This is a genomic window from Yoonia sp. BS5-3, assembly GCF_038069655.2.
Classification (GTDB): domain Bacteria; phylum Pseudomonadota; class Alphaproteobacteria; order Rhodobacterales; family Rhodobacteraceae; genus Yoonia; species Yoonia phaeophyticola.
Genome location: NZ_CP150951.2, coordinates 2,458,638 through 2,482,168 on the forward strand (window position 1 = coordinate 2,458,638; position 23,531 = coordinate 2,482,168).

At 57.8% G+C, this 23,531-nt stretch carries 22 protein-coding genes; 13 read left to right on the plus strand and 9 right to left on the minus strand.

The genetic code is table 11. The features are described 5' to 3' along the window. Positions 1-53 precede the first annotated feature (53 nt). From AABB29_RS12440 to AABB29_RS12465, 6 genes are all read right to left on the minus strand, one after another. Positions 54-815, minus strand: a complete 762-nt coding sequence (locus AABB29_RS12440; protein WP_341366609.1) for a sulfite exporter TauE/SafE family protein — start codon at positions 813-815, stop codon at positions 54-56. Next, positions 812-1,876 (minus strand): acetate kinase, encoded by a 1,065-nt coding sequence (locus tag AABB29_RS12445; protein ID WP_341366608.1) that lies wholly within the window; start codon positions 1,874-1,876, stop codon positions 812-814. The genes AABB29_RS12440 and AABB29_RS12445 overlap by 4 nt, the downstream gene beginning before the upstream one ends. Continuing rightward, on the minus strand, positions 1,873-2,808 hold the full coding sequence (locus tag AABB29_RS12450; RefSeq protein ID WP_341366607.1) for a phosphate acyltransferase: 936 nt from the start codon (positions 2,806-2,808) through the stop codon (positions 1,873-1,875). The genes AABB29_RS12445 and AABB29_RS12450 overlap by 4 nt, the downstream gene beginning before the upstream one ends. 13 nt (positions 2,809-2,821) lie before the next feature. Beyond that, positions 2,822-3,571, minus strand: coding sequence for a sulfite exporter TauE/SafE family protein (locus tag AABB29_RS12455; RefSeq protein WP_341369094.1), 750 nt, complete (start codon positions 3,569-3,571; stop codon positions 2,822-2,824). After that, a complete protein-coding gene (gene xsc, locus AABB29_RS12460; RefSeq protein ID WP_373636541.1) occupies positions 3,568-5,340 on the minus strand; it encodes a sulfoacetaldehyde acetyltransferase in 1,773 nt (590 codons plus the stop codon). Before xsc ends, AABB29_RS12455 begins: the two co-directional genes overlap by 4 nt. Positions 5,341-5,495: 155 nt before the next feature. Next, the gene (locus AABB29_RS12465) at positions 5,496-6,956 is read right to left on the minus strand and encodes a PLP-dependent aminotransferase family protein (protein ID WP_341366606.1); all 1,461 of its coding nucleotides are present in this window, start codon (positions 6,954-6,956) and stop codon (positions 5,496-5,498) included. 177 nt (positions 6,957-7,133) lie between these two features. On the opposite strand from AABB29_RS12465, the gene AABB29_RS12470 reads away from it, so the two are divergent. Further along, complete coding sequence (locus AABB29_RS12470; protein WP_341366605.1) at positions 7,134-7,454, plus strand: hypothetical protein; 321 nt, start codon at positions 7,134-7,136, stop codon at positions 7,452-7,454. A 79-nt stretch (positions 7,455-7,533) separates the two neighbouring features. Here the strand turns inward: AABB29_RS12470 and AABB29_RS12475 are convergent, their stop codons facing one another. Next, the gene (locus AABB29_RS12475) at positions 7,534-8,916 is read right to left on the minus strand and encodes an aminotransferase class III-fold pyridoxal phosphate-dependent enzyme (RefSeq protein WP_341366604.1); all 1,383 of its coding nucleotides are present in this window, start codon (positions 8,914-8,916) and stop codon (positions 7,534-7,536) included. A 478-nt stretch (positions 8,917-9,394) separates the two neighbouring features. On the opposite strand from AABB29_RS12475, the gene AABB29_RS12480 reads away from it, so the two are divergent. The 9 genes from AABB29_RS12480 to AABB29_RS12520 all read left to right on the plus strand — a co-directional run bounded on the left by AABB29_RS12480 (position 9,395) and on the right by AABB29_RS12520 (position 19,172). Continuing rightward, a complete protein-coding gene (locus tag AABB29_RS12480) occupies positions 9,395-10,402 on the plus strand; it encodes an ABC transporter substrate-binding protein (protein WP_373636543.1) in 1,008 nt (335 codons plus the stop codon). Between the two features lie 112 nt (positions 10,403-10,514). Continuing rightward, positions 10,515-11,318 (plus strand): ABC transporter ATP-binding protein, encoded by an 804-nt coding sequence (locus tag AABB29_RS12485; RefSeq protein WP_341366603.1) that lies wholly within the window; start codon positions 10,515-10,517, stop codon positions 11,316-11,318. Positions 11,319-11,422: 104 nt separating this feature from the next. After that, positions 11,423-12,652, plus strand: coding sequence for an ABC transporter permease subunit (locus AABB29_RS12490; RefSeq protein WP_341369093.1), 1,230 nt, complete (start codon positions 11,423-11,425; stop codon positions 12,650-12,652). A gap of 130 nt (positions 12,653-12,782) precedes the next feature. Next, the gene (locus tag AABB29_RS12495) at positions 12,783-15,011 is read left to right on the plus strand and encodes a heavy metal translocating P-type ATPase (RefSeq protein ID WP_341366602.1); all 2,229 of its coding nucleotides are present in this window, start codon (positions 12,783-12,785) and stop codon (positions 15,009-15,011) included. Continuing rightward, positions 15,008-15,406, plus strand: coding sequence for a Cu(I)-responsive transcriptional regulator (gene cueR / locus AABB29_RS12500; RefSeq protein WP_341366601.1), 399 nt, complete (start codon positions 15,008-15,010; stop codon positions 15,404-15,406). Before AABB29_RS12495 ends, cueR begins: the two co-directional genes overlap by 4 nt. A gap of 62 nt (positions 15,407-15,468) precedes the next feature. After that, entirely contained in the window at positions 15,469-16,146 is a 678-nt protein-coding gene (locus AABB29_RS12505) for a hypothetical protein (protein ID WP_373636544.1), read from the plus strand. 216 nt (positions 16,147-16,362) lie between these two features. Then, positions 16,363-17,016, plus strand: a complete 654-nt coding sequence (locus tag AABB29_RS12510; RefSeq protein WP_341366599.1) for a protein-L-isoaspartate O-methyltransferase — start codon at positions 16,363-16,365, stop codon at positions 17,014-17,016. A 62-nt stretch (positions 17,017-17,078) separates the two neighbouring features. Continuing rightward, a complete protein-coding gene (locus AABB29_RS12515) occupies positions 17,079-18,443 on the plus strand; it encodes a TolC family outer membrane protein (protein WP_341366598.1) in 1,365 nt (454 codons plus the stop codon). Positions 18,444-18,512: 69 nt separating this feature from the next. Then, a complete protein-coding gene (locus tag AABB29_RS12520) occupies positions 18,513-19,172 on the plus strand; it encodes a hypothetical protein (protein WP_373636545.1) in 660 nt (219 codons plus the stop codon). Positions 19,173-19,175: 3 nt separating this feature from the next. Here the strand turns inward: AABB29_RS12520 and AABB29_RS12525 are convergent, their stop codons facing one another. Beyond that, on the minus strand, positions 19,176-20,627 hold the full coding sequence (locus tag AABB29_RS12525; RefSeq protein WP_341366595.1) for a cobyric acid synthase: 1,452 nt from the start codon (positions 20,625-20,627) through the stop codon (positions 19,176-19,178). A gap of 52 nt (positions 20,628-20,679) precedes the next feature. On the opposite strand from AABB29_RS12525, the gene AABB29_RS12530 reads away from it, so the two are divergent. Beyond that, complete coding sequence (locus tag AABB29_RS12530) at positions 20,680-21,261, plus strand: cobalamin biosynthesis protein CobQ (RefSeq protein ID WP_341366594.1); 582 nt, start codon at positions 20,680-20,682, stop codon at positions 21,259-21,261. 58 nt (positions 21,262-21,319) lie between these two features. Here the strand turns inward: AABB29_RS12530 and AABB29_RS12535 are convergent, their stop codons facing one another. Further along, positions 21,320-21,643 (minus strand): DUF6280 family protein, encoded by a 324-nt coding sequence (locus tag AABB29_RS12535; protein WP_108385809.1) that lies wholly within the window; start codon positions 21,641-21,643, stop codon positions 21,320-21,322. A gap of 220 nt (positions 21,644-21,863) precedes the next feature. Here AABB29_RS12535 and efp point away from each other — a divergent pair, with 220 nt between their 5' ends. Continuing rightward, the gene (efp, locus tag AABB29_RS12540; RefSeq protein WP_341366593.1) at positions 21,864-22,427 is read left to right on the plus strand and encodes an elongation factor P; all 564 of its coding nucleotides are present in this window, start codon (positions 21,864-21,866) and stop codon (positions 22,425-22,427) included. Positions 22,428-22,471: 44 nt separating this feature from the next. Further along, positions 22,472-23,518, plus strand: coding sequence for a serine hydrolase domain-containing protein (locus tag AABB29_RS12545; protein WP_373636546.1), 1,047 nt, complete (start codon positions 22,472-22,474; stop codon positions 23,516-23,518). Positions 23,519-23,531 lie beyond the last annotated feature (13 nt).

A 23,531-nucleotide genomic window follows, 5' to 3' on the forward strand; every position in this document is an offset into this window, starting at 1 on the left:
CTCAGAATGGTGTATCAATAGTGAAGCAATATGTGGCATCGCGCAAGTCCGGGTCATGTCAGTACCGTCCTGATCAGGCTTAACCCGGCCAGGCCGACAAGCAGCGCCAGGCAGACGGGTTTGTAGTAGGGCTCAAACCTTGGGGTGAACATCCGCAGCCCGATCAGCACGCCGAGGGCGGTTGGCGCCGCAAAAACCAGTCCGCGGCTGACCCCGCTGAGGTCCATGACCCCGAAGGCCAGTTGCACAAAGAAAGAGACGAGTGAGCCGAGAAAGAGAAACAGAACGATAGAGCCGCGCATTTGCCGCGCGGGGCTATCGCTGGCCAGCACATAAAGCGCGACAACCATGGCCCCTACATGGGCAAGCCCGCTGACGATACCTGCCACAATTCCCGTTCCGTAAAGTCCCGGTTTAGTGGCCAGAAAGGCCAGCCGGATTTTTGCCAGTTGCGTTACCGCCAGCGTCACGATGATCGATAGCGCGATGATCTTTGACGTCTCAACCGGTAGCGATGTGGTCAGCGCCAACCCAATGGGCCAGCCGATGGACGAGCCGATGACCAATCCAAAGGCGGTGGGCCGATCCGCGTCCGCCCAACCCCCTTTGACCATCAAAAGCGAGGCGGCCATTTCCATCCACCAGAGCATGGGGATCAGCGCGATGGGGGGCAGGATGATCACGGCGGTTGCCATCACCAGCGCCGAAAGGGCAAAGCCCGAAAAGCCCCGCACGATGCCTGCCAAAACCACAATGACGGTGAGGATCAGGAACTCTTGCCCCGTCAAATTGGTGATGCTCAGCAGCCAGCTCATGCGGTGCCGCCCATCAGGGCCAGGGCGTCGCGGGCGATCTGCTTTTCTTCGTCGGCCTCAATCACATGCACGGGCAGATCACCCAGAAAGCCAAGGTGTTGCATGATCCGGTCGCGGATGGGCGCGGCGTTTTCGCCAATTCCGCCGGTGAAGGCCACGGCATCGATGCCGCCCATCGCAACAATGGCTGATCCCGCATGGCGCGCGGCCCAATAGCAAAAATGCGAGACCGCGAGGCGTGCAGCATCGTCGTCCCGCTCTAGCAGCGCTTTCATGTCATTGTCCCCGGCCAAGCCCTTAAGGCCCGATTGCTTGTTCAGCAGTTTATCGGTGGCCTCAATCCCCAGCTCGGCGGCGATGCGCAGCACTGCGGCCCCATCGATATCGCCGGACCGTGTGCCCATGGTCAGTCCGGCTAGCGGCGAATAGCCCATTGAGGTAGCCAGAGATTTGCCTGCCTTGATCGCGCAAAGGCTGGCCCCATTGCCAAGGTGAAACGCCAGCAGCCGGTCGGGCAGCGCGTCGCCGAAATCATGCACCATATTGGCATAAGACATGCCGTGGAACCCATAGCGCCGGATGCCTGCCTGATGCTGCGCCTCGGGGATGGCGTATCGGGTCGTAACCTCGCTGTTGCTGGCGTGAAAGGCTGTGTCAAAGCTGGCAAACTGCGGCAAGTCGGGGCGCTGGGCGGTCAGCGCATCGATGCCGGCCAGGTTCACCGGGTTGTGCAGGGGCGCAAGCGGGATGCAATCGCGGATCGCTTGCACCACATCGGGCGTCAGCCGCGCGGGGGCTGTCAGCTGCGCGCCGCCATGCACGACCCGATGAGCAGCGGCGCTGACATTGTCCATATCACGCCCGGCAGAGGCCAGCGCCGCCTGTATTTGCGTAAGCGCATCGGCGTGATCGTCTGAGGTTACTGTTGTGGCCACACCGTCCAGCTTTAAGGTGCCATTCCCGCCGATATTACTGATCGTTCCGTCCGCCAGACGCGTCAGGTCGGACCTGTAAAGGCTGACTTTCAAAGACGATGACCCAGCGTTGACGACAAAAATCATGCTGCAGCCGCCACAATAGCCCCAAGCGCGGCGGAACAGATGCGTGCCGGGGCCTGCTGGCTACGCGAGGTCAAGAGCAGCGGCACCTTCAGGCCCATGACAAGCCCGCCCGCGCAGCAGCCCATGCCCAGCACCATCATCTTGAACAGCGCATTGCCCGAGGTGATATTGGGCGCCAGCATGATGTCCGCATCGCCAGATACGTCCGAGGTATATTTCTTCACCTCAGCCGCGCGTTTGCTGAAAATCAGGTCCAGCGCCATGGGCCCTTGCACAGTGGCATTGGGCAATGCGGTCTTGGCCCATTCGGCGATTTCTGCCGCCTCGCCTGTGTTCGGGATTGAGGGGATTGGGTCCTCTGTCGGGGCCAGCAGCCCGGCTTTGACCTGTGTATCCCCAAGGATTTCGGCCAGCCGAACAGCGTGGGTCAGGCAGGCCTTGCGCGTGTCCACGGATGGGTTCACATTCAGCGCAGCATCGGTCAGCAAAAGTGGACGCTCAGACCCTGGTTTGGTGATGTGAAAGACATGCCCGCAGCGCGTTCCCTTCTCGCGTAGCCCAGCCTTGGATGGCAATAGCCCCTTTAGGAAGGTCGAAGTATGTAACTGGCCTTTCATGATACTGTCCGCCTCGCCATTCCGGGCCAGCTCTGCAGCCAGAGGGGCGGCTGTGTCATGGGGCGCGTTTTCAAGCCGGTAGGGGCTGATATCCCAGCCGATACGCTCTGCGCTGGCTTTGATCTTGGCCTTATCCCCGATCAGGATCGGGTTGGCGAGCCCTAATTCCGTCGCCTCACGCAGCCCGTTCAATGAGGTATCACTGCCTGCATTCACCAGCGCCACGCGGGGCGTTTTCAGCGCCTGCGCTTTGGTCAATAGCCCTGCGGGGCAATCTGCTGTGGTTTGGGCGAGGAAGGGGAAGGGTTCATTCATCTGCAAAGACCTTTCATGCGAATGCTGCCCGGATTAGGCCCGCCCCGGACAGGATCAGCAAGAGAAAAACCGCAAATCGACGAAAGGCGGCGGGCGGCGTGCTGAGAAACTGACGCCCGCCCAGCCAAACGCCAAGTCCCAGCAGCGGAAACGCCAAGGCTGCGCCGATGGCCGTCTCCCATGTGACCAAACCGCCCACCCACAGGAGCGGCAAGGTGATCAGATCGAGACCGGTAAGAAAAGCGATCATCGTGGCCCGGAATACTGCAGGGGGCATTGGTTGGGCGGCCATGAAAACGGCGACAGGCGCGCCGCCAACCCCGGCCCCGTTGCAGACTCCTGAAATTATACCCACGCCCAAATGCCCCGGTGCGTGGATCGCCCTTTGCAAGGTCCAGCCTGACAGCAAGACAAGCGACATGATCAGCACCAATGTGGAAACAATCAGCCGCACCATATCCTCGCCAACAGACAGGATGATGCCAACCGACAGGGGCAGCACAATGGCCGCGCCTGCCAGCATGGCCCCAACCCGGCGCCAGTCGATATCGGGCCGAATGCCGCGGGCTTGAAATATGGTCATCAGCATTTCGCACGCGAAGACCACGGGGATCAGCGGCAAGGGATTGGTGAAAATGGCGGCAAATGTGATGACAATGGCCGAAAATCCGAAGCCCGAGTAACCGCGCACAAATGCTGCCCCAATCAGGGCCAGCGCCAATGCTGCGGTTACGCCGGGGGTCAGATCGAAGGGCAAGCTTATTCAGCAGCCATGTCCGATTTGTTGATGCCCGCAACGCGGACGGGTTTCTTCATGGCATCGCGGCGGAACGGCTCGCCCAGTTCCTGGTTCAGGATAACTTCGATCAGGGTGGTTGTATTGTTTTCCATCTGGTCCTTGATCGCCTGATTAAGGATCTCAGTCAGCTCATCCATCGTCTTGGCCTGCACGCCTTTCAGCCCGCAGGCCTGCGCGATCCCGGCATAGGATACTTTCATATCCAATTCGGTCCCGACGAAGTTATCATCAAACCACAATGTAGAATTGCGCTTTTCTGCGCCCCATTGGTAATTTCTGAACACAATTTGGGTGATCGCAGGCCATTCCTCGCGGCCAATCGCCGTCAGCTCATTGACCGAGATGCCAAAGGCCCCGTCACCAGCAAAACCGATCACCGGCACATCTGGGCAGCCGATCTTGGCGCCGATGATGGAGGGCAGACCATAGCCGCAGGGACCAAAGAGACCCGGGGCCAGATATTTGCGACCTGTTGGGAAAGAGGGGTAGGCGTTGCCGATGGCGCAGTTGTTGCCGATGTCGGAGCTGATAATCGCATTTTCTGGCATCGCCGCCTGAATGGCGCGCCATGCTTTGCGCGGCGACATCCAGTCAGGCCGTGCGGCGCGGGCACGTTCGTTCCATGTGGTGCCGGGATCATCCTCTTCGTGATCCATTGAGGACAGTTCCTGCGCCCAAGCCGATTTGGTTTGGGCAATCAGCGCCTTGCGTTCATCGCGTCCGGCATCGCCTGCCGTTTCGGCCAATTCGGCGCTGATCCCTTTCGCGACCTTGGCGGCGTCGCCCACGATTCCGACGGCGACTTTCTTGGTCAGGCCGATCCGGTCGGGGTTGATATCAACCTGAATGACTTTTGCGCCCGTCGGCCAATAATCGATGCCATAACCGGGCAAGGTCGAAAACGGGTTGAGCCGCGTGCCTAGGGCCAGCACGACATCCGCTTTGCTGATCAGCTCCATCCCGGCTTTCGAACCGTTATAGCCCAATGGACCAGCGAATAGCGGGTGCGAGCCGGGGAAGGCGTCATTGTGCTGGTAGCCGACGCAAACGGGGGCGTCCAAGGTTTCGGCCAGCGCTTTAGAGGCGGCGATCCCGCCTTCGGCCAGCACAACACCGGCTCCGTTCAGGATGACGGGGAACTTGGCCTCAGACAGCAGTTCCGCGGCTTTGGCAATCGAACTTTCGCCGCCGGGGCTGGATTCGAATTCGATAGGCTCGGGAATTTCAACGTCGATGACCTGCGTCCACATATCGCGCGGGATGTTCAGCTGCGCGGGACCAGACAGGCGCTTGGCCTTGGCGATGACGCGGGCGAGCACTTCGCAGACGCGGGATGGGTCGCGGACCTCTTCTTGATAGGCAACCATGTCTTCGAACAGTTTCATCTGCTCGACTTCCTGGAAACCACCCTGACCGATGGTCTTGTTTGCGGCTTGCGGCGTGACCAGCAGCAAGGGCGTGTGGTTCCAATAGGCGGTTTTTACAGCGGTGACAAAGTTAGTGATGCCGGGGCCGTTCTGGGCAATCATCATCGACATCTCGCCCGTGGCCCGGGTGTAGCCATCGGCCATCATGCCCGCGCTGCCTTCATGTGCACAGTCCCAGAACATGATCCCGGCGGCCGGAAAGATATCAGAAATCGGCATCATGGCCGATCCAATGATCCCAAAAGCGTGGCGGATCCCATGCGTTTGCAGGGTTTTCACAAACGCTTCTTCGGTGGTCATTTTCATGGATCTGGTCCTTCCAGGTTGCAATGGACAATGACGTGGCCCAGTGCCCCGTTTCATTGCCCGGACATTATGAATAACGGCCGATCCGGGTTAGGTCCAGTTCGAACCCGTCCTTAAGGCCAAATGGGCCGTCTGTGACAATAAGGCTTGGCGGATCAATAATGCGCAATCGCATCAGCAATCAGACGAACGCCTTCACTTATGCGCGATGCGGGGATCGAGGAATAGGCCAACCGCAAATACTGGGTAGGTGGGGTGTCGCTGGCGAAAAACGGGGCGCCGGGCTCAACCAACACGCTATCAGCGAGCAGATGTTCGGCAAGTATGGCGGTGTCAACGCCGCTGGGCGCACGCAGCCAGATCGAAGAGCCACCATAGGTGCCTTGCCCGGCGACGGTCAGGTCGTGGTGATGCAGGGTCTCTTCCATGACACGGCGGCGTTCATGATACGTTTTGCTCATGCGGCGCACCAACGCATCGTAATGGCCCAATGACAGGTAGTAACTGACCGTCCGCTGAATATGTCCGGGCGGATGGCGCAAGACCGTGGCGCGCAGGGCGCGAGCTTCACGGATAAAGGGGGCAGGGCCAACCAAATAGCCCAAACGCAGCCCCGGAAAGATCGATTTCGAAAACGAGCCGACATAAATCACCCGCCCATTCTGATCGAGCGATTTGAGCGAGGGAGAGGGCGATTTGAGAAACGACATCTCAAATTCATAATCATCCTCGACAACAATGAAATCATCGGCTTCGGCCTTTTCCAGCAGGGCATTGCGCCGGGAAAGCGGCATGGTTGCTGTGGTTGGGCATTGATGGCTGGGGGTGGTGAAAACAACATCCGTATCATCGGGCAGCTTATCAGGTGGCAGCCCATCGCGGTCGACCTGTACCGGGCTGAGCTGGCAGCGTGATTGAGTCAGGATATTGCGCAAGGCAGGGTAGCACGGATCCTCGATCACTGCGCGTCTGCGGCTATTCAGCAAGACCTGCGCCGATAGCCATAACGCGTTTTGCGCGCCCATCGTGATCAGGATTTCATCGCTGTTGGCCAAGATACCGCGCCGAGGCAGGGTTTGGCGCGCCACGAATTCGACCAGTTGCGGATCGTCACCATCAAAATAATCGGCTGTCAAAGCCTCAAAATCGCGCATTCCCAGTGCGCGCAGGGCGCAAAGCCGCCAATTGGCGCTGTCAAAAAGTGTCCGATCTGTCTGCCCATAGATAAATGGATAGCGAAAGCGCGACCAATCGGCGGGTTTGTCAACGCTCAGCCCCGGGGTAAAGCGCTGGGCGATGGCACGGGGCCAGTCGACGGTGCCTTGATCTGCGCGCTGGGCAGGAAAGGCGGGGGGCTCGGGCGCGTTGTCGGATACAAAATACCCCGAACGGCCACGCGAGATCATATAATCATCGGCGACCAGTTCAGTATAGGCCAGCGTCACGGTGATCCGGCTGACACCAAGATGCTGCGCCATTTTACGCGATGAGGGCAGGCGCTCCCCGGGGCGAAAGCGCCCCTCTAGGATGCCTTGTGCGACCATTTGCTGAATCCGCGATTGCAACGTGCCTTCAGCGGAATGGTCGAGGAAAAAAGTTTCAGCAGAGATCGACATGTGGCTGGCCTTATGTTGCCAGAAGACTGGACTTAAGGCTGGGTGATTTCAAGCAGAATAGGGGGTTCGCGGATTTGACCATGCTCCTGACCTAACGTCACCTGATAAATTTCTATTTCTTGCGACGGAACCAATGCGGTGCGGCGTTTGAGGGGCATAAGCAAACAGGAGACGACCATGAATATGCTTGCCAAGACCTTCTTTGTGTCGATGCTCGGCCTGTCCGCCGCGACAGTTGCGACATCACAGACGATGAACAATGACGGTCCGCCGCCAATGGACGAGATTGCAGCTGATCTGGGTGTGACTGTTGCCGATTTGGAAAATTGCGGACCTGACGAAGCCCCCGCGCGCGGCGAACGTCCAAGCCGCGAGGAACATGAAGAACGCATGGAAACTTTGGCCACATGCTTGCAAGGCGCGAATGCCGCAATCACCGCCGAGATGATCCATGATGTTATGGAAGAATACCGTCCCGCCCCACCTGACCGCGGTTAAGCCGGTCAGGCCACTCACGGAGCATTCGCTCAGGCGTTCGGTGCAGAGGGCCCAGAGGTATATCCTCTGGGCCTTTATTTTATCCCAGGACGCGTGTGATGGCCTGGTCAACCGCATCGGTCACCTGATCAAGATCATCCTTGGTTGCGATCAATGGCGGCGCAAAGAGCAGGGTGTTGTTAAAGCCTGGCAAAGACCTGTTTGTGGCGCCGATAATCACGCCTTGGGCCAGACAATCGGCCACAATCGCCGCCATCTCTTTTTCGCCAACCGGGTCTTTGCTGTCGCGATCAGTGACCAGTTCGGCGCCCGCAAACAGACCCATGCCCCGTATATCGCCAACCCAGGCATGTTTTTCCATCAACGCAGACAGATTGCCCATCAGATGCGCCCCCATGGCGGTCGAGTTGCCAAGCAGGTCCTCTTCCTCGATGATTTTCATGTTCTCAATGGCCGCAGCGGGGCCCGAGGTGCAGCCCCCAAAGGTCGAGATATCGCGGAAATAGCTCAGCTTATCGGTCTCGTCTTTGAACATTTCAAAGACGGCGTCGGTGGTCACGCAGCACGATATCGCCGCATAGCCAGAGGCCACGCCTTTGGCCATGGTCACGATATCAGGCTGAACGCCAAATTGCTGATAGCCAAACCAAGTACCGGTCCGACCAAGCCCGCAAACCACCTCATCAATATGCAGCAAGATATCGTATTTCTTGCAGATTTCCTGCACGCGTTCCCAATAGCCCTTGGGCGGGACGATGATGCCGCCACCGGCGGTGATCGGTTCAAGACATAGCGCGCCGATCGTGTCGGCACCTTCGGCAAGGATCACATCCTCAATGGCCTGTGCGGCCTTCGCTGCGTATTCTTCGCCCACTGATCCATCTTGCGACCGGTATTCCAGGCAATGTGGCACCCGGACAAAACCGGGCGCAAAGGGGCCGTATTGGGCATTGCGTTCATCCTGGCCACCTGCGGACATCGCCGCAATGGTTGAGCCGTGATAATCGCGGTCGCGATACAGAATTTTCTGCTTCTTTCCGCCGTAATGTTTATGGCTGATCTGGCGGACCATCTTGAACGCCTTCTCATTCGCCTCAGAGCCGGAATTGGCATAATAAACGCGGTCCAAACCGGGCATTTTTTCGGTCAGCATCTCGGCAAAATGCGCGCCGGGGATTGTCCCGGCATTCCCGCCGAAAAAGCACATCTTGGTGACCTGTTTGGCAATGGCCTGACCAATACGTTCGCGGCCGTAGCCGACATTCACTGTCCAGACCCCGCCTGAAACCGCATCTAGATGCTCTTTACCGCGGATGTCCCAGACACGCATGCCCTTGCCTTCGACAATGATGCGCGGATCTGTCGTCTCAAACGGTTTGTGTTGGGTCAGGTGATGCCAGATATGCGCGCGATCCGCCTCGACAACGGTCTCGGGGTCATTTGCGAAGTGTTGGGTATCCATCTCGGACGCTCCGTCAAAATAAAGGGAAAGGCCATCCGAATCCAGCTTCGGACTGCCCTGATAACAAGCACTCTGCCTGTAGAGAATGCATTCCAGATAGGGCCAGATTGGCTGCAAGCATATATCCAGTGCTGTTTTGGTGCGCATGGTGCCTCGCGATCTACTCTACGCTAAGTCGTTGAATGCAAATAAAAATGGCGTGTTTTTCATATGCGTTTGCAGTGCCGCCCCTGTCGTTTCCCCCTATTTCTACCGATTGACCTATGGGCATGAATTGCCTTCGCTACGATCAGGCTTGCGACTGCGTCTAAAATGGGCGTTGCGCAAGGCAAATGGCCGTTCTTGGCCATGTTTGAGTGCAAGACGTGATTTGGGCTAGGAACCACTTCCAAATCATGGTCAGCTAACGCGAGTGAGGCGAGGCCAACCTTGTCCGAATACGGACCCAACCGGGTTCACAACACGGGAGACGAATAAAATGAAACTCAAGAATGCACTGATGGGCGCAGCGGCAGGCATCGCCATGCTGGGCGGCGCGCATCAAGCGGTCGCGCAAAGCGCTGATGAAATCACCGTGGGCTACTTCCTTGAATGGCCAATGCCTTTCCAGTTCGCCAAGGTGAACGGCACCTATGACGAGGAACTTGGCGTGACCGTCAACTGGGTCAGCTTTGACAGCGGCACAGCGATGTCGGCTGCAATGGCCTCTGGCGATGTTCAGATTTCTGTCAGCCAGGGTGTGCCACCATTTGTTGTCGCGACATCTGCAGGGCAGGATCTGCAGATCCTCGACGTGGCCGTGTCCTACGCGGAAAACGATAACTGCGTTGTCGCCTCTGGCTTGGAAATTGACCAGGACAGCGCGGATGAGCTGGCAGGCAAGAAAGTTGCCGTACCACTGGGGACAGCCGCACATTATGGCTTCTTGCGCCAGATGGACCATTTCGGGGTCGATCTTGCTTCGCTGGAAATCGTTGACATGGCGCCGCCCGATGGGGCTGCCGCGATTGCGCAGGGCGCTGTTGACATGGCCTGCGGCTGGGGCGGTTCGCTGCGCCGGATGCTTGAGCATGGCAACGTCCTGCTGACAGGTGCCGAAAAAGAAGAGCTGGGCATTCTGGTCTTTGACGTCACATCCGCACCAGCAGGGTTCATCGCCGAAAACTCTGAACTGATCGCCAAATTCCTGGCCGTGACTGCAGAGGCAAACGCTGCTTGGAATGACGGGTCCGGCGTTGAAGAAATGCTGCCTGTGATCGCCAATGACGCCGGTATGGATGTCGATGCAACGGCCGAGACAATGGCAACATTCGTCTTCCCAACTGTTGAAGACCAGCTGTCTGGCGCATGGCTTGGCGGTGCGGCACCGGCCTTTATGAAAGGCGTCGCTGATGTCTTCGTCGAATCCGGTTCGATCCCTTCATCGCTGAGCAGCTATGAAGGCAACATCAATATCGGCCCGCTCGAAGCTGCAGCCGATATGTAAATGATCAGACCCGGTGCGGGCCCCTTGGCGCGCACCGGGTTTCCTTTTTGCTCCTGACAATCCGTGCGGCTGTATCTTGCTTGGATTCTCTGGGACAAGAACGGGACGGGACATGCCAGGACTAATAATTGACAGACTATCGATGCGCTTTGACCTGCCCAACGGCGCGTCTGTGCAAGCGCTCAAGGATGTGTCGCTGAACCTCAAAGCGGGCGAACTTTTGTCGGTGCTCGGGCCATCGGGCTGCGGGAAAACGACCTTGCTGAACATTGTTGCAGGTTTTCTTGCGCCCACCGAGGGACAGGTCGTGCTGAATAACAAAGTCGTCGAGGGCCCTGGCCCAGAACGCGGTATGGTCTTTCAGCAAGGCGCCTTGTTCGAATGGATGAGCGTGCGGGAAAATGTCGGCTTCGGCCCTTCGATGAAAAAGATGCCCAGTAAAGAAAAGGCCCAGATCGTGGATCACCTGCTGGACGTGGTCGGCCTGCAGGATTTCAAAGAAAAAGCGGTCTATGAGCTTTCGGGCGGCATGCAGCAACGCGTCGCCTTGGCCCGTTGTTTGGCCAACGAACCCGATGTGATCTTGATGGATGAACCTTTGGGCGCGCTTGACGCGCTGACCCGCGAAAAGATGCAAGGGCTGGTTCTGAAACTGTGGAAAGAAACCGGCAAAACGATCATCTTGATCACCCACTCAGTGGAAGAGGCGCTGCTTTTGGGTGAACGCCTGCTTGTCATGGCGCCGCGCCCGGGCCGGATCCATACTGAATACCGATTGCCATTTGCTGAAATGGGCGTGGGCCAAGACCTGCGCGAGGTCAAGAAACACCCCAAATTCGGTGAAATCCGCGAGGAAATCCTTGGTATGATCTGGAATATGGAAGAAGAAATCATGGGCCGGCAGGAGGGCGCGTAATGGGTTTGCTCAATGATCTATGGGCAGAACTGCTCACCGTACTTGGCGCGCTTTTCGGGGCTATCCCCTATCTGATTGCCTATGTCGCCGTCATCCTGCTGACCATGACGATCTGGAACACGATCAAACGGTTCCTGACGCCGAAAAAAGACTACGGATCGCTCAAAACCGTGACGTTTGGCGATGAAAGCGCGGTGACCTCAAATACGGTTGCCTCAATCGTATCGGTCGTGCTGATCTTTGTCTTTTGGGGGGCGTTTACCGGCTCAAAATTGCTGCCCGGCTTCCTGCATGCGCCCGGTCCATTCGAGGGGACAGGCACATTCACCTACACAATCACCACGCCTGCTGGCGACACAGATGATGCAACGGTGACGGTCGTTGTGCATCCCGCATCCGAAGAGGCCGACGTGCCAGCAGTGGCCCCAGGCGAAGGGATCGCCAAGGATGATGCGACAACGATTGCAAGCTATCGCAGCAAGCTCTTACGCGTCGATGACAACGATGAAATGGGCCGGGATCAGGAAACCTTTATCACCGCCGTTGACGGGCAACCGATTGCGCCGGGCAGCGCTGTCGACGTGTCTTTTGGTGCTATCAGGATGTCCGACAAGGGCACGCTGAACATCGTCCCAGATACCGGTATCCAAATGGAAGAGATTTGGCTGCCCTCACCCGAAGCGGTGTGGAACCGGATGACCGAAATCGCGACGGTGGGGTTCCGTAACTTCACCCTGGCCGAGCATCTGGGTTTTTCACTGTTCCGCGTGATCGTCGGTTTCATTTTGGGGGCCATTGTCGGTATCCCGCTGGGCTATGCGATGGGCTTGTCCAACTGGTTCCGCGGCTGGTTTGATCCCATCGTTGAATTTATGCGCCCGGTGCCGCCGCTGGCCTTGATCCCGCTTGTGATCATCTGGTTTGGTATTGGTGAGGTTGGCAAAATCATCCTGCTGTTCCTTGCAGCGCTCTGGATCATGGCAATTGCGGCACGCTCTGGCGTGTCCGGGGTGCGGATCACCAAGATCCACGCGGCCTATTCGCTGGGTGCCTCGAAGTGGCAGATCATGCGCCATGTGATCATCCCGAACTCTTTGCCGGAAATCTTCACCGGGGCTCGGGTTGCGATGGGGGTCTGCTGGGGCACGGTTGTCGCAGCCGAGCTTGTGGCTGCCCAAAAGGGTGGCGGCATGATGATCTCGGTCGCGGCTGATTTCCAACAGACTGATATCGTGATGATGGGGATTATCCTGATCGGGATTATCGGTTTCACGATCGATGTGTTGATGCGGCAGGCCGAAAAGCTGCTGGTGCCATGGAAGGGCAAAGCCTAAAGCGGCCGTCATAGCTGCGACGAAAGGCGAAGGGTTCGTGCCCTTCGCCTTTTTGTTTTTGTAATCGACAGTATTGCGGCTTGACCTTCCTGTCACTGGAACCCCTATGTTGCGTGACAAAGAGGTGGCCATGACACAGATCAGCGAAATCAGATTCGACGTGCAAGGCATGCATTGCGGCTCTTGCGTGGGGCGGGTCGAGGCGGCCTTGCGTAAGGTGCCCGGTATTCAGACGGCAAGCGTCAATCTGGCCAGTGGGACGGCAGTCATTACCACGGCCAGCGGCGAACAGCCCGCACTTCAGGCGATGGCCGATGCGGGCTATCAGGCCGAGGTTGCGCGAACAGTTTCCGACGACACAGCGGCCCGGGATGCCGCGGCTGATCTGGCCTTCAACAGGTTCCGCAATGCAGGGCTGCTGACTTTACCGGTGTTTCTGCTTGAAATGGGCGGGCATCTCTTTCCGGCGCTACATCACCTGATCGCGCGCACCATCGGGACTGAGACCAGCTGGATCATCCAATGCGTTCTGACAACGCTGGTGCTGGCGTTTCCGGGGCGGGTCTTTTTTGCCAAAGGGATACCGGCCTTGATCCGCCGGGCACCGGATATGAACGCGCTTGTCGCGCTGGGGGCCGGGGCGGCATATGCTTTTTCTGGTGTTGCGCTGTTTCTGCCTGGGCTTTTGCCCGACGGAACACGCGCGGTCTATTTTGAAGCCGCAGCTGTTATCGTCACGCTGATCTTACTGGGTCGCTGGCTTGAGACGCGCGCCAAGGCCCGCACCGGGGTGGCGATCAAACGCCTTCTGGATTTGCGCCCGACCACAGCGCGGGTTTTACGAAACGGCGAAACGTTTGACCTGCCGATTGCCGAGGTTCTGGTGGATGACGTGATCCTGATCCGCCCAGGCGAAAGCATTGCGGCGGATGGTATTGTGATTGATGGGCATAGCCATGTGGATGAAAGCATGATCACCGGTGAGCCTATCGCAGTTGAAAAACAAGTGGGGGATCAGCTGGTCGGCGGGACCATTAATGGCAATGGCGCATTGAAAATGCAGGCCCAGGCGGTGGGGCAAAAGACCATGCTGGCTGCGATTATAACAATGGTGGCCGCGGCGCAGGATGCGCGCCTGCCAGTACAGGATTTGGTCAACCGGATCACCGCTTGGTTCGTGCCTGCCGTGCTGGCGATAGCGTTGATCACGGTTGCCGCTTGGCTGATTTTGGGTCCTGATCCCGTCGTCGCATATGCGCTTGTGGCGGGCGTGTCGGTTCTGATCATTGCCTGCCCCTGCGCGATGGGGCTGGCAACGCCGATGTCCATTATGGTTGGGATCGGGCGCGCAGCCGAGCTGGGGGTGCTTTTTCGTCAAGGCGATGCGCTGCAAGTGCTGCAAGGGGTTGATGTTGTGGCCTTTGATAAAACGGGCACCCTGACCAAGGGCGCGCCTGTCTTGGTTGAAACGCTTGCCTTGGATGGAGACAGCACCGGTTTGCTGCGGCATGTCGCAGCGGTTGAGGCAAAGTCTGAACATCCCCTTGCGGCAGCGATTGTTGCGGCGGTTGATGGGCCATTGCCCGAGTCCCGCGATTTCGCCGCGATCCCCGGACGGGGGCTGCGCGGCATTGTCGAAGACGCGCCGGTGTTGATCGGCAATGCCGCACTGTTGCAAGAGGCCGGCATCGATCCCGCACCGCTGGTCGCCAAAGCTGCCTCCTTTGCTGCTATGGGGCAGACCACCGTCCTGGTGGCAATTGATGGGCGCCCGGCAGGGGTGCTGGCGATTGCCGATCAATTGCGACCCAGCGCAAAAACCACGGTGGAGGCTTTGCAAAACAAAGGGGTACAAGTGGTGATGGTCACCGGCGACAGTCAGGCGGCGGGCGATGCGATCGCGGCGCAGCTTGGGCTGACAAAGGTGATTGCGGATGTCCTGCCGTCTGAAAAGGTCGCGGCGATTCAGGCCTTGCAAGCGGACGGCGCCAGGGTCGCTTTTGTGGGGGACGGGATCAATGATGCGCCAGTTCTGGCCGCAGCAGATGTCGGGATCGCGATGGGTACGGGGGCCGACGTGGCTGTTGAAACGGCGGATGTCGTGCTGATGTCCGGCGATCCAAAGGGGGTTTTGAACGCAATTGTGGTCAGCCGTGCCACATTGTCCAACATTCGCCAGAATCTGGGTTGGGCGTTTGGATATAATATCCTGCTCATTCCTGTGGCTGCTGGGATATTGTTTCCAATTTGGGGGCTTTTATTGTCACCTGCCCTGGCTGCAGGGGCTATGGCGTTATCCAGTGTCTTGGTCGTGCTTAATGCCCTTAGGCTTCGGCGGGTAGATGGTGGTATCGGATGAACATCGGTCAGATCGCAACACATACAGGTTTGCCGGCAAAAACAATACGTTATTATGAAGAAATCGGGCTGGTTACGCCGAAACGCGGTGAAAATGGCTATCGTATTTTCGCCGAAAACGACGCGCATAAGCTCATATTTCTGGGCCGTGCACGCGCCCTTGGCTTTTCAATAGACGATTGCCGTAACCTATTGAAACTATGGGAAGATAAAGATCGGGCGAGCGCGGATGTCCGCCATATTGCCACCCGTCATCTTGATGAAATTGATAATAAAATCAAAGACCTGCGCGCAATGCGTGACAGTTTGGCTGATTTGGTGCGCAATTGCGCCGGAGATGCCCGCCCCGACTGCCCCATTTTGACCGGATTGCAGGGGGTCACGAAATCGTCCTGATCCTGCCCGAGATTTGTAAATATTTGCTGTGATCAAAGTCTTGTCTAAGAGTGAGGTATGACATGGCGGCTTTGAAAACCCTTTGTATCGGTTTGATTGTTGTAATGGTTGTCGCGGGGGGGGTGCTGCCGGAAACAGCCGATAAGGCGCGTATTATCGATGGTATCGGTAAAGGTATTTTTGTCAGTTTCGGGCTTGTTGTGCTGGGCTACCTTGCTGGGATGACCGGGCTTTTGAAAAGCCGTGAAACGCAGGAAGAGGGCACAGCAGAGCAACCGGTTATGGCCGATGCGTCAGCCTCACAGTCAAAAGTTGAGATTACAGATCGCTCTGTTCTTGTTGATGGTACAAATGTCATGAATTGGGGCGGATCGCCTTCGTTGCAGGTCCTGACAAAGGTTGTCAGAGAACTGCAAATCCGCGGTCTTGATCCGGTGGTCTACTTCAATGACAATGTCGGCAAAGAGCTGACGGGCAAGCGCATGAAACCGGCCGCTCTGGCGACTGAATTGGGTCTGGGCAAGGACCGCGTGATTTTTGCGCCAAAGCAGGTGCCCGCCGATGAGATCATGCTGGAACACGCTGTGAATGATGGGCTGCGGGTTGTGACCAATGACCAATATGCCAATTGGACCGAGAAATTCCCGAAAGTCAGCGAAGCGGGTTTCCTGATCAAAGGGTTCTGGAAAGGTGGCGCAGTTATTCTGTTGGGGTTGGGCCGCAGCTCGGCCATGTCATAGGTTAATGCGGCGCTGTCCCATATGGCAGCCGTACAGATTCTGTACATATACTGTACATACAAAATAACACGGATCCGCATTTCTGATAGGCCCGTGCGTTGCGCGGCCCACACGCCTCAAACATAGGCGAACGGCAAAATGATGCGATCAATTGTTGCTGCGATGCCGCTTCTATGGCATGACTGCAGCAAACAACTGAACGAAAGAGTTTAGATCGTGTCTGACTTTGCTTCGCGCCGTACAATGATGGTTGATACGCAGATCCGTCCATCGGATGTGACGAAATTCCCGATCATCGACGCGATGTTGCATGTGCCCCGCGAGAACTTTGTGCCTGACTATCTGCGCGAGGCCGCCTATATCGGTGAGAACCTTGATCTGGGTGATGGGCGCGTCATGCTTGAGCCCCGGACATTGGCAAAGATGCTGGATGCGCTTGAGATTGAACCGGCGCAGGTGGCTTTGGATATTGGTTGCGGGCTGGGCTATTCCACAGCTGTTTTGGCGCATCTATGTGATTTTGTCGTTGGTGTTGAAGATGACGAAGCGCGCGCAGAAGAGGCGCAGGCGCTGTTGTCGGGGCAGGGCGTCGATAACGCCGCAGTGATGCATGCGCCGCTAATCGAAGGGTCTGCTAAGTCAGGCCCCTATGACATCATCATGCTGCAAGGCGCGGTCGAGGATGTTCCCGCCGCATTGCTAGAGCAGCTCCGCGAAGGTGGCCGGATCGCATGTGTTTTTGCCGAAGGCGCGCTGGGCGTTGTCAAGATCGGCCATAAGATCGATGGTGTTGTAAATTGGCGTTTTGGTTTTAATGCGGGCGCGCCATTGCTGCCCGGTTTCAAAAAACAGCCCGTCTTTGCATTGTAAGTGATCCTGGTGGGATACATCTACGTTCAAAGAAAGAGGCAAAATCGCGTGAGGGCGGGACGATGAAACGGCAGGCAATTTTCGTATTGGCATTTGTGACAGCCTTTGTTGGCAACACTGCCGCGCGCGCGGACAGCTTGGCCAGCGCATTGACATCCGCCTATAACAATCCAGGCCTTCTGGAACAAAACCGCGCATTGCTGCGCGCCGCTGATGAAGACGTTGCGCAATCGGTTGCGGCGACACGGCCTGTTATTGCTTGGTCCGCGAGCGCGGATCGATCAGGGACGAATGCCACTGGTGAATGGGTGCGGACAAATTCGGCCACGCTGAGCATCTCTGGTTCGCTGACGCTTTATGATGGCGGTGTGAACCGCTTGGCGATTGATGCGCAGAAGGAAGTTGTGCTGAGCACACGTCAAACGCTGCGCGGGATTGAGCAAACTGTCCTGTTAAACGCGGTACAGGCTTATATGGCCGTGGTGCGCGAGCGTGAATTTGTTCGCCTGCGCGAAAGCAATGTGCGGGTTATTACGCAGGAATTCCGTGCGGCTCAGGACCGTTTCGAGGTCGGTGAAGTCACACGGACGGATGTGGCTTTGGCCGAGGCACGGCTTGCCGCGGCACGCAGCTTACTTGCCGCGGCGCAGGGCAGTCTTGCGCAATCGGTTGAGTCTTATCGTCTGGCTATCGGCCGTGCCCCTGGTGCAGTGACAGCCGTAAGTCCGGCGCCAGTGTCTCAGTCCGTCGCTGAGGCCAAAGCCTTTGCGGTGCGCAACAACCCATCCGTGCTTGAGGGGCAACACTCGGTTGCAGCAGCAGAGCTGAGCATCCGTCGCGCTGAAGCCACGCTGAAACCGACAGTGACTTTGGATGGTTTTCTGGCAACCGATGAGGACTCGGACGAGTCCGCTCAGATTGGGCTGAGTGTTGGAAGCACGATTTATGCCGGTGGTCAAATCTCTAGTCAAATTCGGCAGTTGCGCGCGAACCGTGATGCGTCCCGCGCAGGTTTGCATCTTACACAGCTGAGCATTGAGCAAGAGGTTGGCAATGCCTATGCGTCGCTGCAGGTTGCACGTGCATCGCGTCAGGCATCTGATCAACAGATCAGTGCTGCGCGCGTGGCGTTTGAAGGTGTTCGTGAGGAGGCGACACTGGGGTCGCGGACAACCTTGGATGTGTTGAACGCCGAGCAGGAGTTGCTTGACGCTGAGGCGAACCGAATTTCGGCCCAAGCCGATGAAGTCATCGCCTCTTACGCTTTGCTGTCTGCAATGGGCCTATTGACGGCTGAGCACTTGCGTTTACCTGTGCAGCAATACGATCCAACCGAATATTATAATCTTGCGAAGAATGCACCAACCTATGATTCAGAACAGGGCGAGGCGCTGGATCGCGTGCTTGAGGCACTTGGTCGCGAGTGACTTGGGTTGATTTTTGCGGCGTGAATGGGTTAATATCCGCTTAGTGGGTGCCCAGAGGGTTGACGTAAGATGACAAATTCAGCACAGCCGGGTGATATTGACGCATTGGTTTCGTCCGTGCGCGATCTGGTTGCGCATGAAAAGCCTGTCGGCCGCCGTCGCCGCCGCACTCGGTCAGAGCTCTTGATCCTGACCCAGGCCTGCCGCGTGGATGACGAGGATGCACCTGCAGAATATATCTCAGTAGAAGAAGGCGATTCAACGCCATCTGAGGAGCCAGAGCTTGCCTCAAACGTGCTGCGTTTGAATGCTGCGGTGCAGCCAGAGCGCAAGACGCTTGAGGCAAAAATCGCCGAGCTTGAGGCCGCTGTGACGGCCCAGCCGGAAGATTGGGAGCCCGATGAGGGCGAGGCCTTTGCATCTGATGCGTGGGCTGCAAGTGCTTTCCAGACGCCAGCGGTTGATTCGCCAACACCGGCGCATGAGCCGACACAATCGCGCGCCGAGATGGTCGCCCAATTGGCCCGCGAGGTCGAAGAGGCGATTGGCATTGGTCAGCCCAAGCCTGCGCCGTCCCCTGAAATGGACATGCAAGCCATGCGCGCGATGGTCGTGCAGATCATTCGCGAAGAACTGGCGGGTGAGCTGGGCGAAAAGATCACGCGCAATGTGCGCAAATTGGTCCGCCGCGAGATCAATCGCGTTTTGGCTAGCCACGATCTGGACTAGCCGTTAAATTTCTTCTGCCAGGTTGAGAAGCTGATCCAAATCCATATGGGTTTCTAGATGCCGCGCGAGCGCATCCAGCGTCGCTTCAACGCTTGATCCGTAGTCGTAGTCAGCCACCGGTTTATCCAGATCGCGCAGATAGGCGCTGCGGAAGGCATCAGCGCTGAACAGCCCGTGCAGGTAGCAGCCCTTGATTTGCCCATTTGCGGATGACGCCCCTTCGGCCCTGCCGTCAATGGATAGCCATGCGCGGCTGCAATCGGGCCCGGTTGTCTCGCCGATATGAATTTCGTATCCGCTGACATCTGTGCCGCTGGCCAGATGGATCGCTTGGGTCCGCGCCAGCCGCTTTTGGGGTTTCATCACCGTTTGAATGTCGAGCAAACCCAGCCCCGCAACAGTTTGCGGCGCCCCTTCGATCCCGTCCGGGTCACTGATCTGCTGGCCCAGCATCTGATAGCCGCCGCAAATGCCCAGCACCTGTCCGCCGCGTCGCATATGCGCCTGCAGGTCGATATCCCAACCTTGCGCCCGGAAATGTGCCAGATCGCTGATCGTGGATTTTGAACCGGGGATGATTACCAGATCCGCATCGCCGGGCAGGGCGCGTCCGGCTTCGATAATCGCAACACTCACCCCGGGCGTTGCGGAAAGCGGGTCTAGGTCATCGAAATTGGCGATCCGGTTCAGGCGCGGGACTGCAATTTTGATGTCGCCGCCGGTTTTGCTGGCGATATCCATCACATCCTCGGCGGGCAGTTTCCATGCATCGCCGAACCACGGGATGATCCCCAGCGGGGCCCATTCTGTCGCCGCGGCGATCATCGTCATGCCTTCCGCAAAGAGCGTCGTATCACCCCGGAACTTATTGACCGCAAAGCCCTTGATCCGCGCCCGGTCATTGCCGGGCAGGACCGCATGGGTGCCAACCAGCTGCGCAATGACGCCGCCCCGGTCAATATCGCCGATCAGCGCCACGGGGATATTCGCAGCCTCGGCAAAGCCCATATTGGCGATGTCACCGACGCGCAGGTTGACCTCGGCCGGGCTGCCCGCACCTTCGATGAGGATAAGATCGCGTGACTTGCCGAGCCTGTAAAAGCTTTCCAGGACGCGCGGCAGAAGCGTTGCTTTTTGTTTGCCGTAATCGCGCGCTTTGAGGGTGGCAAAGCGTTCGCCCTGGACAATGACCTGTGCGCCGATATCGGTTTCGGGTTTCAAAAGCACCGGGTTCATATCGATCATCGGTTCTAACCCGCAGGCCAGCGCCTGTAACGCCTGGGCGCGCCCAATCTCGCCCCCATCGGCGGTCACGGCTGCATTGTTGGACATGTTTTGCGGCTTGAACGGCGCAACAGACAATCCGCGCTGCACGCAGGCTCGCGCAATCCCTGCCACAAGCATGGATTTGCCCACATTCGAGCCCGCCCCCTGGATCATGATTGCCTTGGTCATCGCGTCCCTTTCAGATAGTTTCATAGGCGCGCATGAGGCGTGAGGGAAGAGCATGAACACGCCAGCGCATTTGATTTTTGGACTGACCGCCTTTGGCCGCCCCGCGCGCCCGGCTCTTACTGCTGCCGCACTGGCCGGTGCGCTGATCCCCGATCTGTCGCTTTATCTGATGGCGGGCTGGCATTTATGGATCTTGGGCACATTGCCCGAGGTCGTTTTTGGCGAGCTTTACTTTTCGCAGGCATGGCAGCGGGTTTTCCAGGTCGATAATTCGATGATCCTTTGGGGGATCGCCCTGGCCCTTGGGTTGATGGCGCGCATCCCCGTAATGATCGCGCTTTGCGGCTCAGCTATGTTGCATCTGGTATTGGATTTCCTGATGCATCACGATGATGGGCGCGCGCATTTTTGGCCTGCCACCGATTGGATTTTCGAAAGCCCGGTCAGCTATTGGGATGGGGCGCATTTTGGTAATATCGTTGGCCCGATTGAGGTGCTTGTCGCCCTGCTGTGCTGCAGTTTGTTATGGCGCCGGTTTGCTGGGGCAGGCATGCGGGTGCTGATCGCGGCGCTGGCGCTGGCCGAGCTTGCCCCGATGCTGATCTTTTGGGTGATGTTTGGCGGCAACGCATAAAGAAACGCGGCCCCCGTGAGGGAGCCGCGCCTGTCGTAATCGCTATGTCCGAATGGCGTTAAGCGGCGCGTGCCTCTTGCTCGGCAGCGTTCCGGCGTTCGCTTTCTTCGCGTGACAGGGCAACGGATGTCCGTACACCTTTGCCGACGAAATCCATCAAACCTTCCACAACGCGTTCATTCGGGTCGATCCCGGCGCAAGACAACACCTCGCGGCCATCGCGCGAACGTGCCCAGCGGGCGATCTGTTCGGGGCCGTTGCCGTATTTCTTGTCATCCGCAATCGCGTCATCAAGTGCGGCGAGTACGACGGCAGCAAACAACTTGCGGGCACGGTTACCTTGTTCGTTGTTGAACGCTGTTCCGTCGACGAAATCTCTCATCTTATTTCCCTTTTTTGCTCTTGTAGTTCTCGCGTGCGCGCCTTTATGCCCGTTCTCAATCGATTCGGGGGGTCTCTTTTGGAATGGCAGCCATGCACGGAATGCATGGCTCGGCGCTCCTTTGTAGCCATGACGTGACCTTGTCACGTGCTAGCCAACCAGATATAGCGCTGGGTAACAATTCTTCAACCTTTTGCCACGATTTGGCCAGGAACTGCGCATGCCCAAAATTAACGGTAACGAAATCCGCCCAGGTAACACGCTTGAGCATGAGGGTGGCCTATGGGCTGCGGTCAAAGTGGACCACGTCAAGCCCGGCAAGGGTGGCGCCTTTGCTCAGGTCGAGCTGAAGAACCTGCGTGATGGCCGTAAGTTGAATGAGCGCTTTCGCTCTGCCGACAAGGTTGAACGTGTCCGTTTGGACCAGAAGGATCAGCAATTCCTGTTCGAAGATGGCGATATGCTGACCTTTATGGATAGTGAAACCTATGAGCAGATCGCCTTGCCATCCGATATTCTGGGCGACCGCCGTCCGTTCTTGCAGGACGGGATGGTCGTACAGATCGAATATTATGGCGAAGAGGCGCTGAATGTCAGCTTGCCCCAAAAGGTGACCTGCAAGGTTGTGGAAACCGAGCCTGTGGTCAAAGGTCAGACCGCGGCAAACAGTTTCAAGCCAGCCGTGCTTGATAATGGTGTCCGCGTGATGATCCCGCCTTTCGTTGGGCAGGATGAGGATATCATCGTCAATACCGAAACATTCGAATACGCTGAACGGGCCTAACCTGATTGTGCGCGCTGATCCGGATATGGTTGCTGGCTTTTGCCATGACGCTTTCCGGATGTTTTGCGATGGCTGAGGATACGCCCCTCGACCAACATTTTGCCGCGCAATTTGCCCGGTCGGGGCTTGTTGCGGCGGGCTTTGGTGTGCAAGAGGGGCAAAACCCGCCGGAAATCATGGTCGGTGGTACGCTTGCCAAGGGATCAGATACCCCGGTTCCGGTTGATGCGGCCTGGCATATCGGTTCGATCACCAAATCATTTACAGCTGCCCTGATTATGATGGCTGTCTCCGATGGCGTGCTGTCATTGGATCGCCCTTTGCCCGAACTGTTGCCGGATCAGGCTGGCCGGATGCACCCTAGCTGGCACAGCGTGAACCTGCGCCAACTCCTGTCGCATACTGCCGGGACACGGCCTAATCCGACGCAGCGCCAGATGCGCGCCCTATATAGCGGGGGTCTGGACCGGGACGCCCTGCTGACCAGCCAATTGGCCGAACCATTGCCAGGGGGGCAGGGCCGTTTTTCCTATTCCAATATCGGCTATATTCTGGCCCCCTATATCTACGAGGTCGCCACTGGTACCACGTGGGAGGCCGCATTGCGCGACCGGATCGTGGGCCCTTTGGGGCTGACATCGTTTGGTATCGGCCCGCCGGCGCAAATCCAGGGGCATCGGTCGATCTTGGGCTTTGGGGCGCGTCCCGTCGATCCCGCAGCACAGAGCGCCGATAACCCAGCTGTTTTTACTCCCGCCGGTCGGATGCATCTGTCTATTGCCGATGGGTTGCGCTGGGGCCGCTTTCTGTTGGATGCCTGCAAGGGGCAAAATGATCTTCTCAGCGCTGAGGCCTGCGCCGAAATGGTTGCCCCTGTGACCGATCAATATGGTCTGGGCATTGCCAGCTTCCCGATTGCGGGAACGGCAGGCGGGGCCTGGGGCCATGGTGGATCAAATACTATGTGGTACGCCATTTTGGCCATGCTGCCTGCTGAAGACATCGTGGTCTTTGCTGTCACCTCTGAGGGTAGAGAGAGGAAGCTGGCCCAGCTGGCCGAGAATATGATGCAGGCTGTGATGGCGCGCTAAGCCGCCCCAACCG

Bases quoted from the DNA above. Each gene is read 5' to 3' on its own strand.
- AABB29_RS12440 (WP_341366609.1), bottom strand. From the start codon at position 815: ATGAGCTGGCTGCTGAGCATCACCAATTTGACGGGGCAAGAGTTCCTG.
- AABB29_RS12445 (WP_341366608.1), bottom strand. From the start codon at position 1,876: ATGATTTTTGTCGTCAACGCTGGGTCATCGTCTTTGAAAGTCAGCCTT.
- AABB29_RS12450 (WP_341366607.1), bottom strand. From the start codon at position 2,808: ATGAATGAACCCTTCCCCTTCCTCGCCCAAACCACAGCAGATTGCCCC.
- xsc (WP_373636541.1), bottom strand. From the start codon at position 5,340: ATGAAAATGACCACCGAAGAAGCGTTTGTGAAAACCCTGCAAACGCAT.
- AABB29_RS12465 (WP_341366606.1), bottom strand. From the start codon at position 6,956: ATGTCGATCTCTGCTGAAACTTTTTTCCTCGACCATTCCGCTGAAGGC.
- AABB29_RS12470 (WP_341366605.1), top strand. From the start codon at position 7,134: ATGAATATGCTTGCCAAGACCTTCTTTGTGTCGATGCTCGGCCTGTCC.
- AABB29_RS12475 (WP_341366604.1), bottom strand. From the start codon at position 8,916: ATGGATACCCAACACTTCGCAAATGACCCCGAGACCGTTGTCGAGGCG.
- AABB29_RS12480 (WP_373636543.1), top strand. From the start codon at position 9,395: ATGAAACTCAAGAATGCACTGATGGGCGCAGCGGCAGGCATCGCCATG.
- AABB29_RS12485 (WP_341366603.1), top strand. From the start codon at position 10,515: ATGCCAGGACTAATAATTGACAGACTATCGATGCGCTTTGACCTGCCC.
- AABB29_RS12490 (WP_341369093.1), top strand. From the start codon at position 11,423: ATGACGATCTGGAACACGATCAAACGGTTCCTGACGCCGAAAAAAGAC.
- AABB29_RS12495 (WP_341366602.1), top strand. From the start codon at position 12,783: ATGACACAGATCAGCGAAATCAGATTCGACGTGCAAGGCATGCATTGC.
- cueR (WP_341366601.1), top strand. From the start codon at position 15,008: ATGAACATCGGTCAGATCGCAACACATACAGGTTTGCCGGCAAAAACA.
- AABB29_RS12505 (WP_373636544.1), top strand. From the start codon at position 15,469: ATGGCGGCTTTGAAAACCCTTTGTATCGGTTTGATTGTTGTAATGGTT.
- AABB29_RS12515 (WP_341366598.1), top strand. From the start codon at position 17,079: ATGAAACGGCAGGCAATTTTCGTATTGGCATTTGTGACAGCCTTTGTT.
- AABB29_RS12520 (WP_373636545.1), top strand. From the start codon at position 18,513: ATGACAAATTCAGCACAGCCGGGTGATATTGACGCATTGGTTTCGTCC.
- AABB29_RS12525 (WP_341366595.1), bottom strand. From the start codon at position 20,627: ATGACCAAGGCAATCATGATCCAGGGGGCGGGCTCGAATGTGGGCAAA.
- AABB29_RS12530 (WP_341366594.1), top strand. From the start codon at position 20,680: ATGAACACGCCAGCGCATTTGATTTTTGGACTGACCGCCTTTGGCCGC.
- AABB29_RS12535 (WP_108385809.1), bottom strand. From the start codon at position 21,643: ATGAGAGATTTCGTCGACGGAACAGCGTTCAACAACGAACAAGGTAAC.
- efp (WP_341366593.1), top strand. From the start codon at position 21,864: ATGCCCAAAATTAACGGTAACGAAATCCGCCCAGGTAACACGCTTGAG.
- AABB29_RS12545 (WP_373636546.1), top strand. From the start codon at position 22,472: ATGACGCTTTCCGGATGTTTTGCGATGGCTGAGGATACGCCCCTCGAC.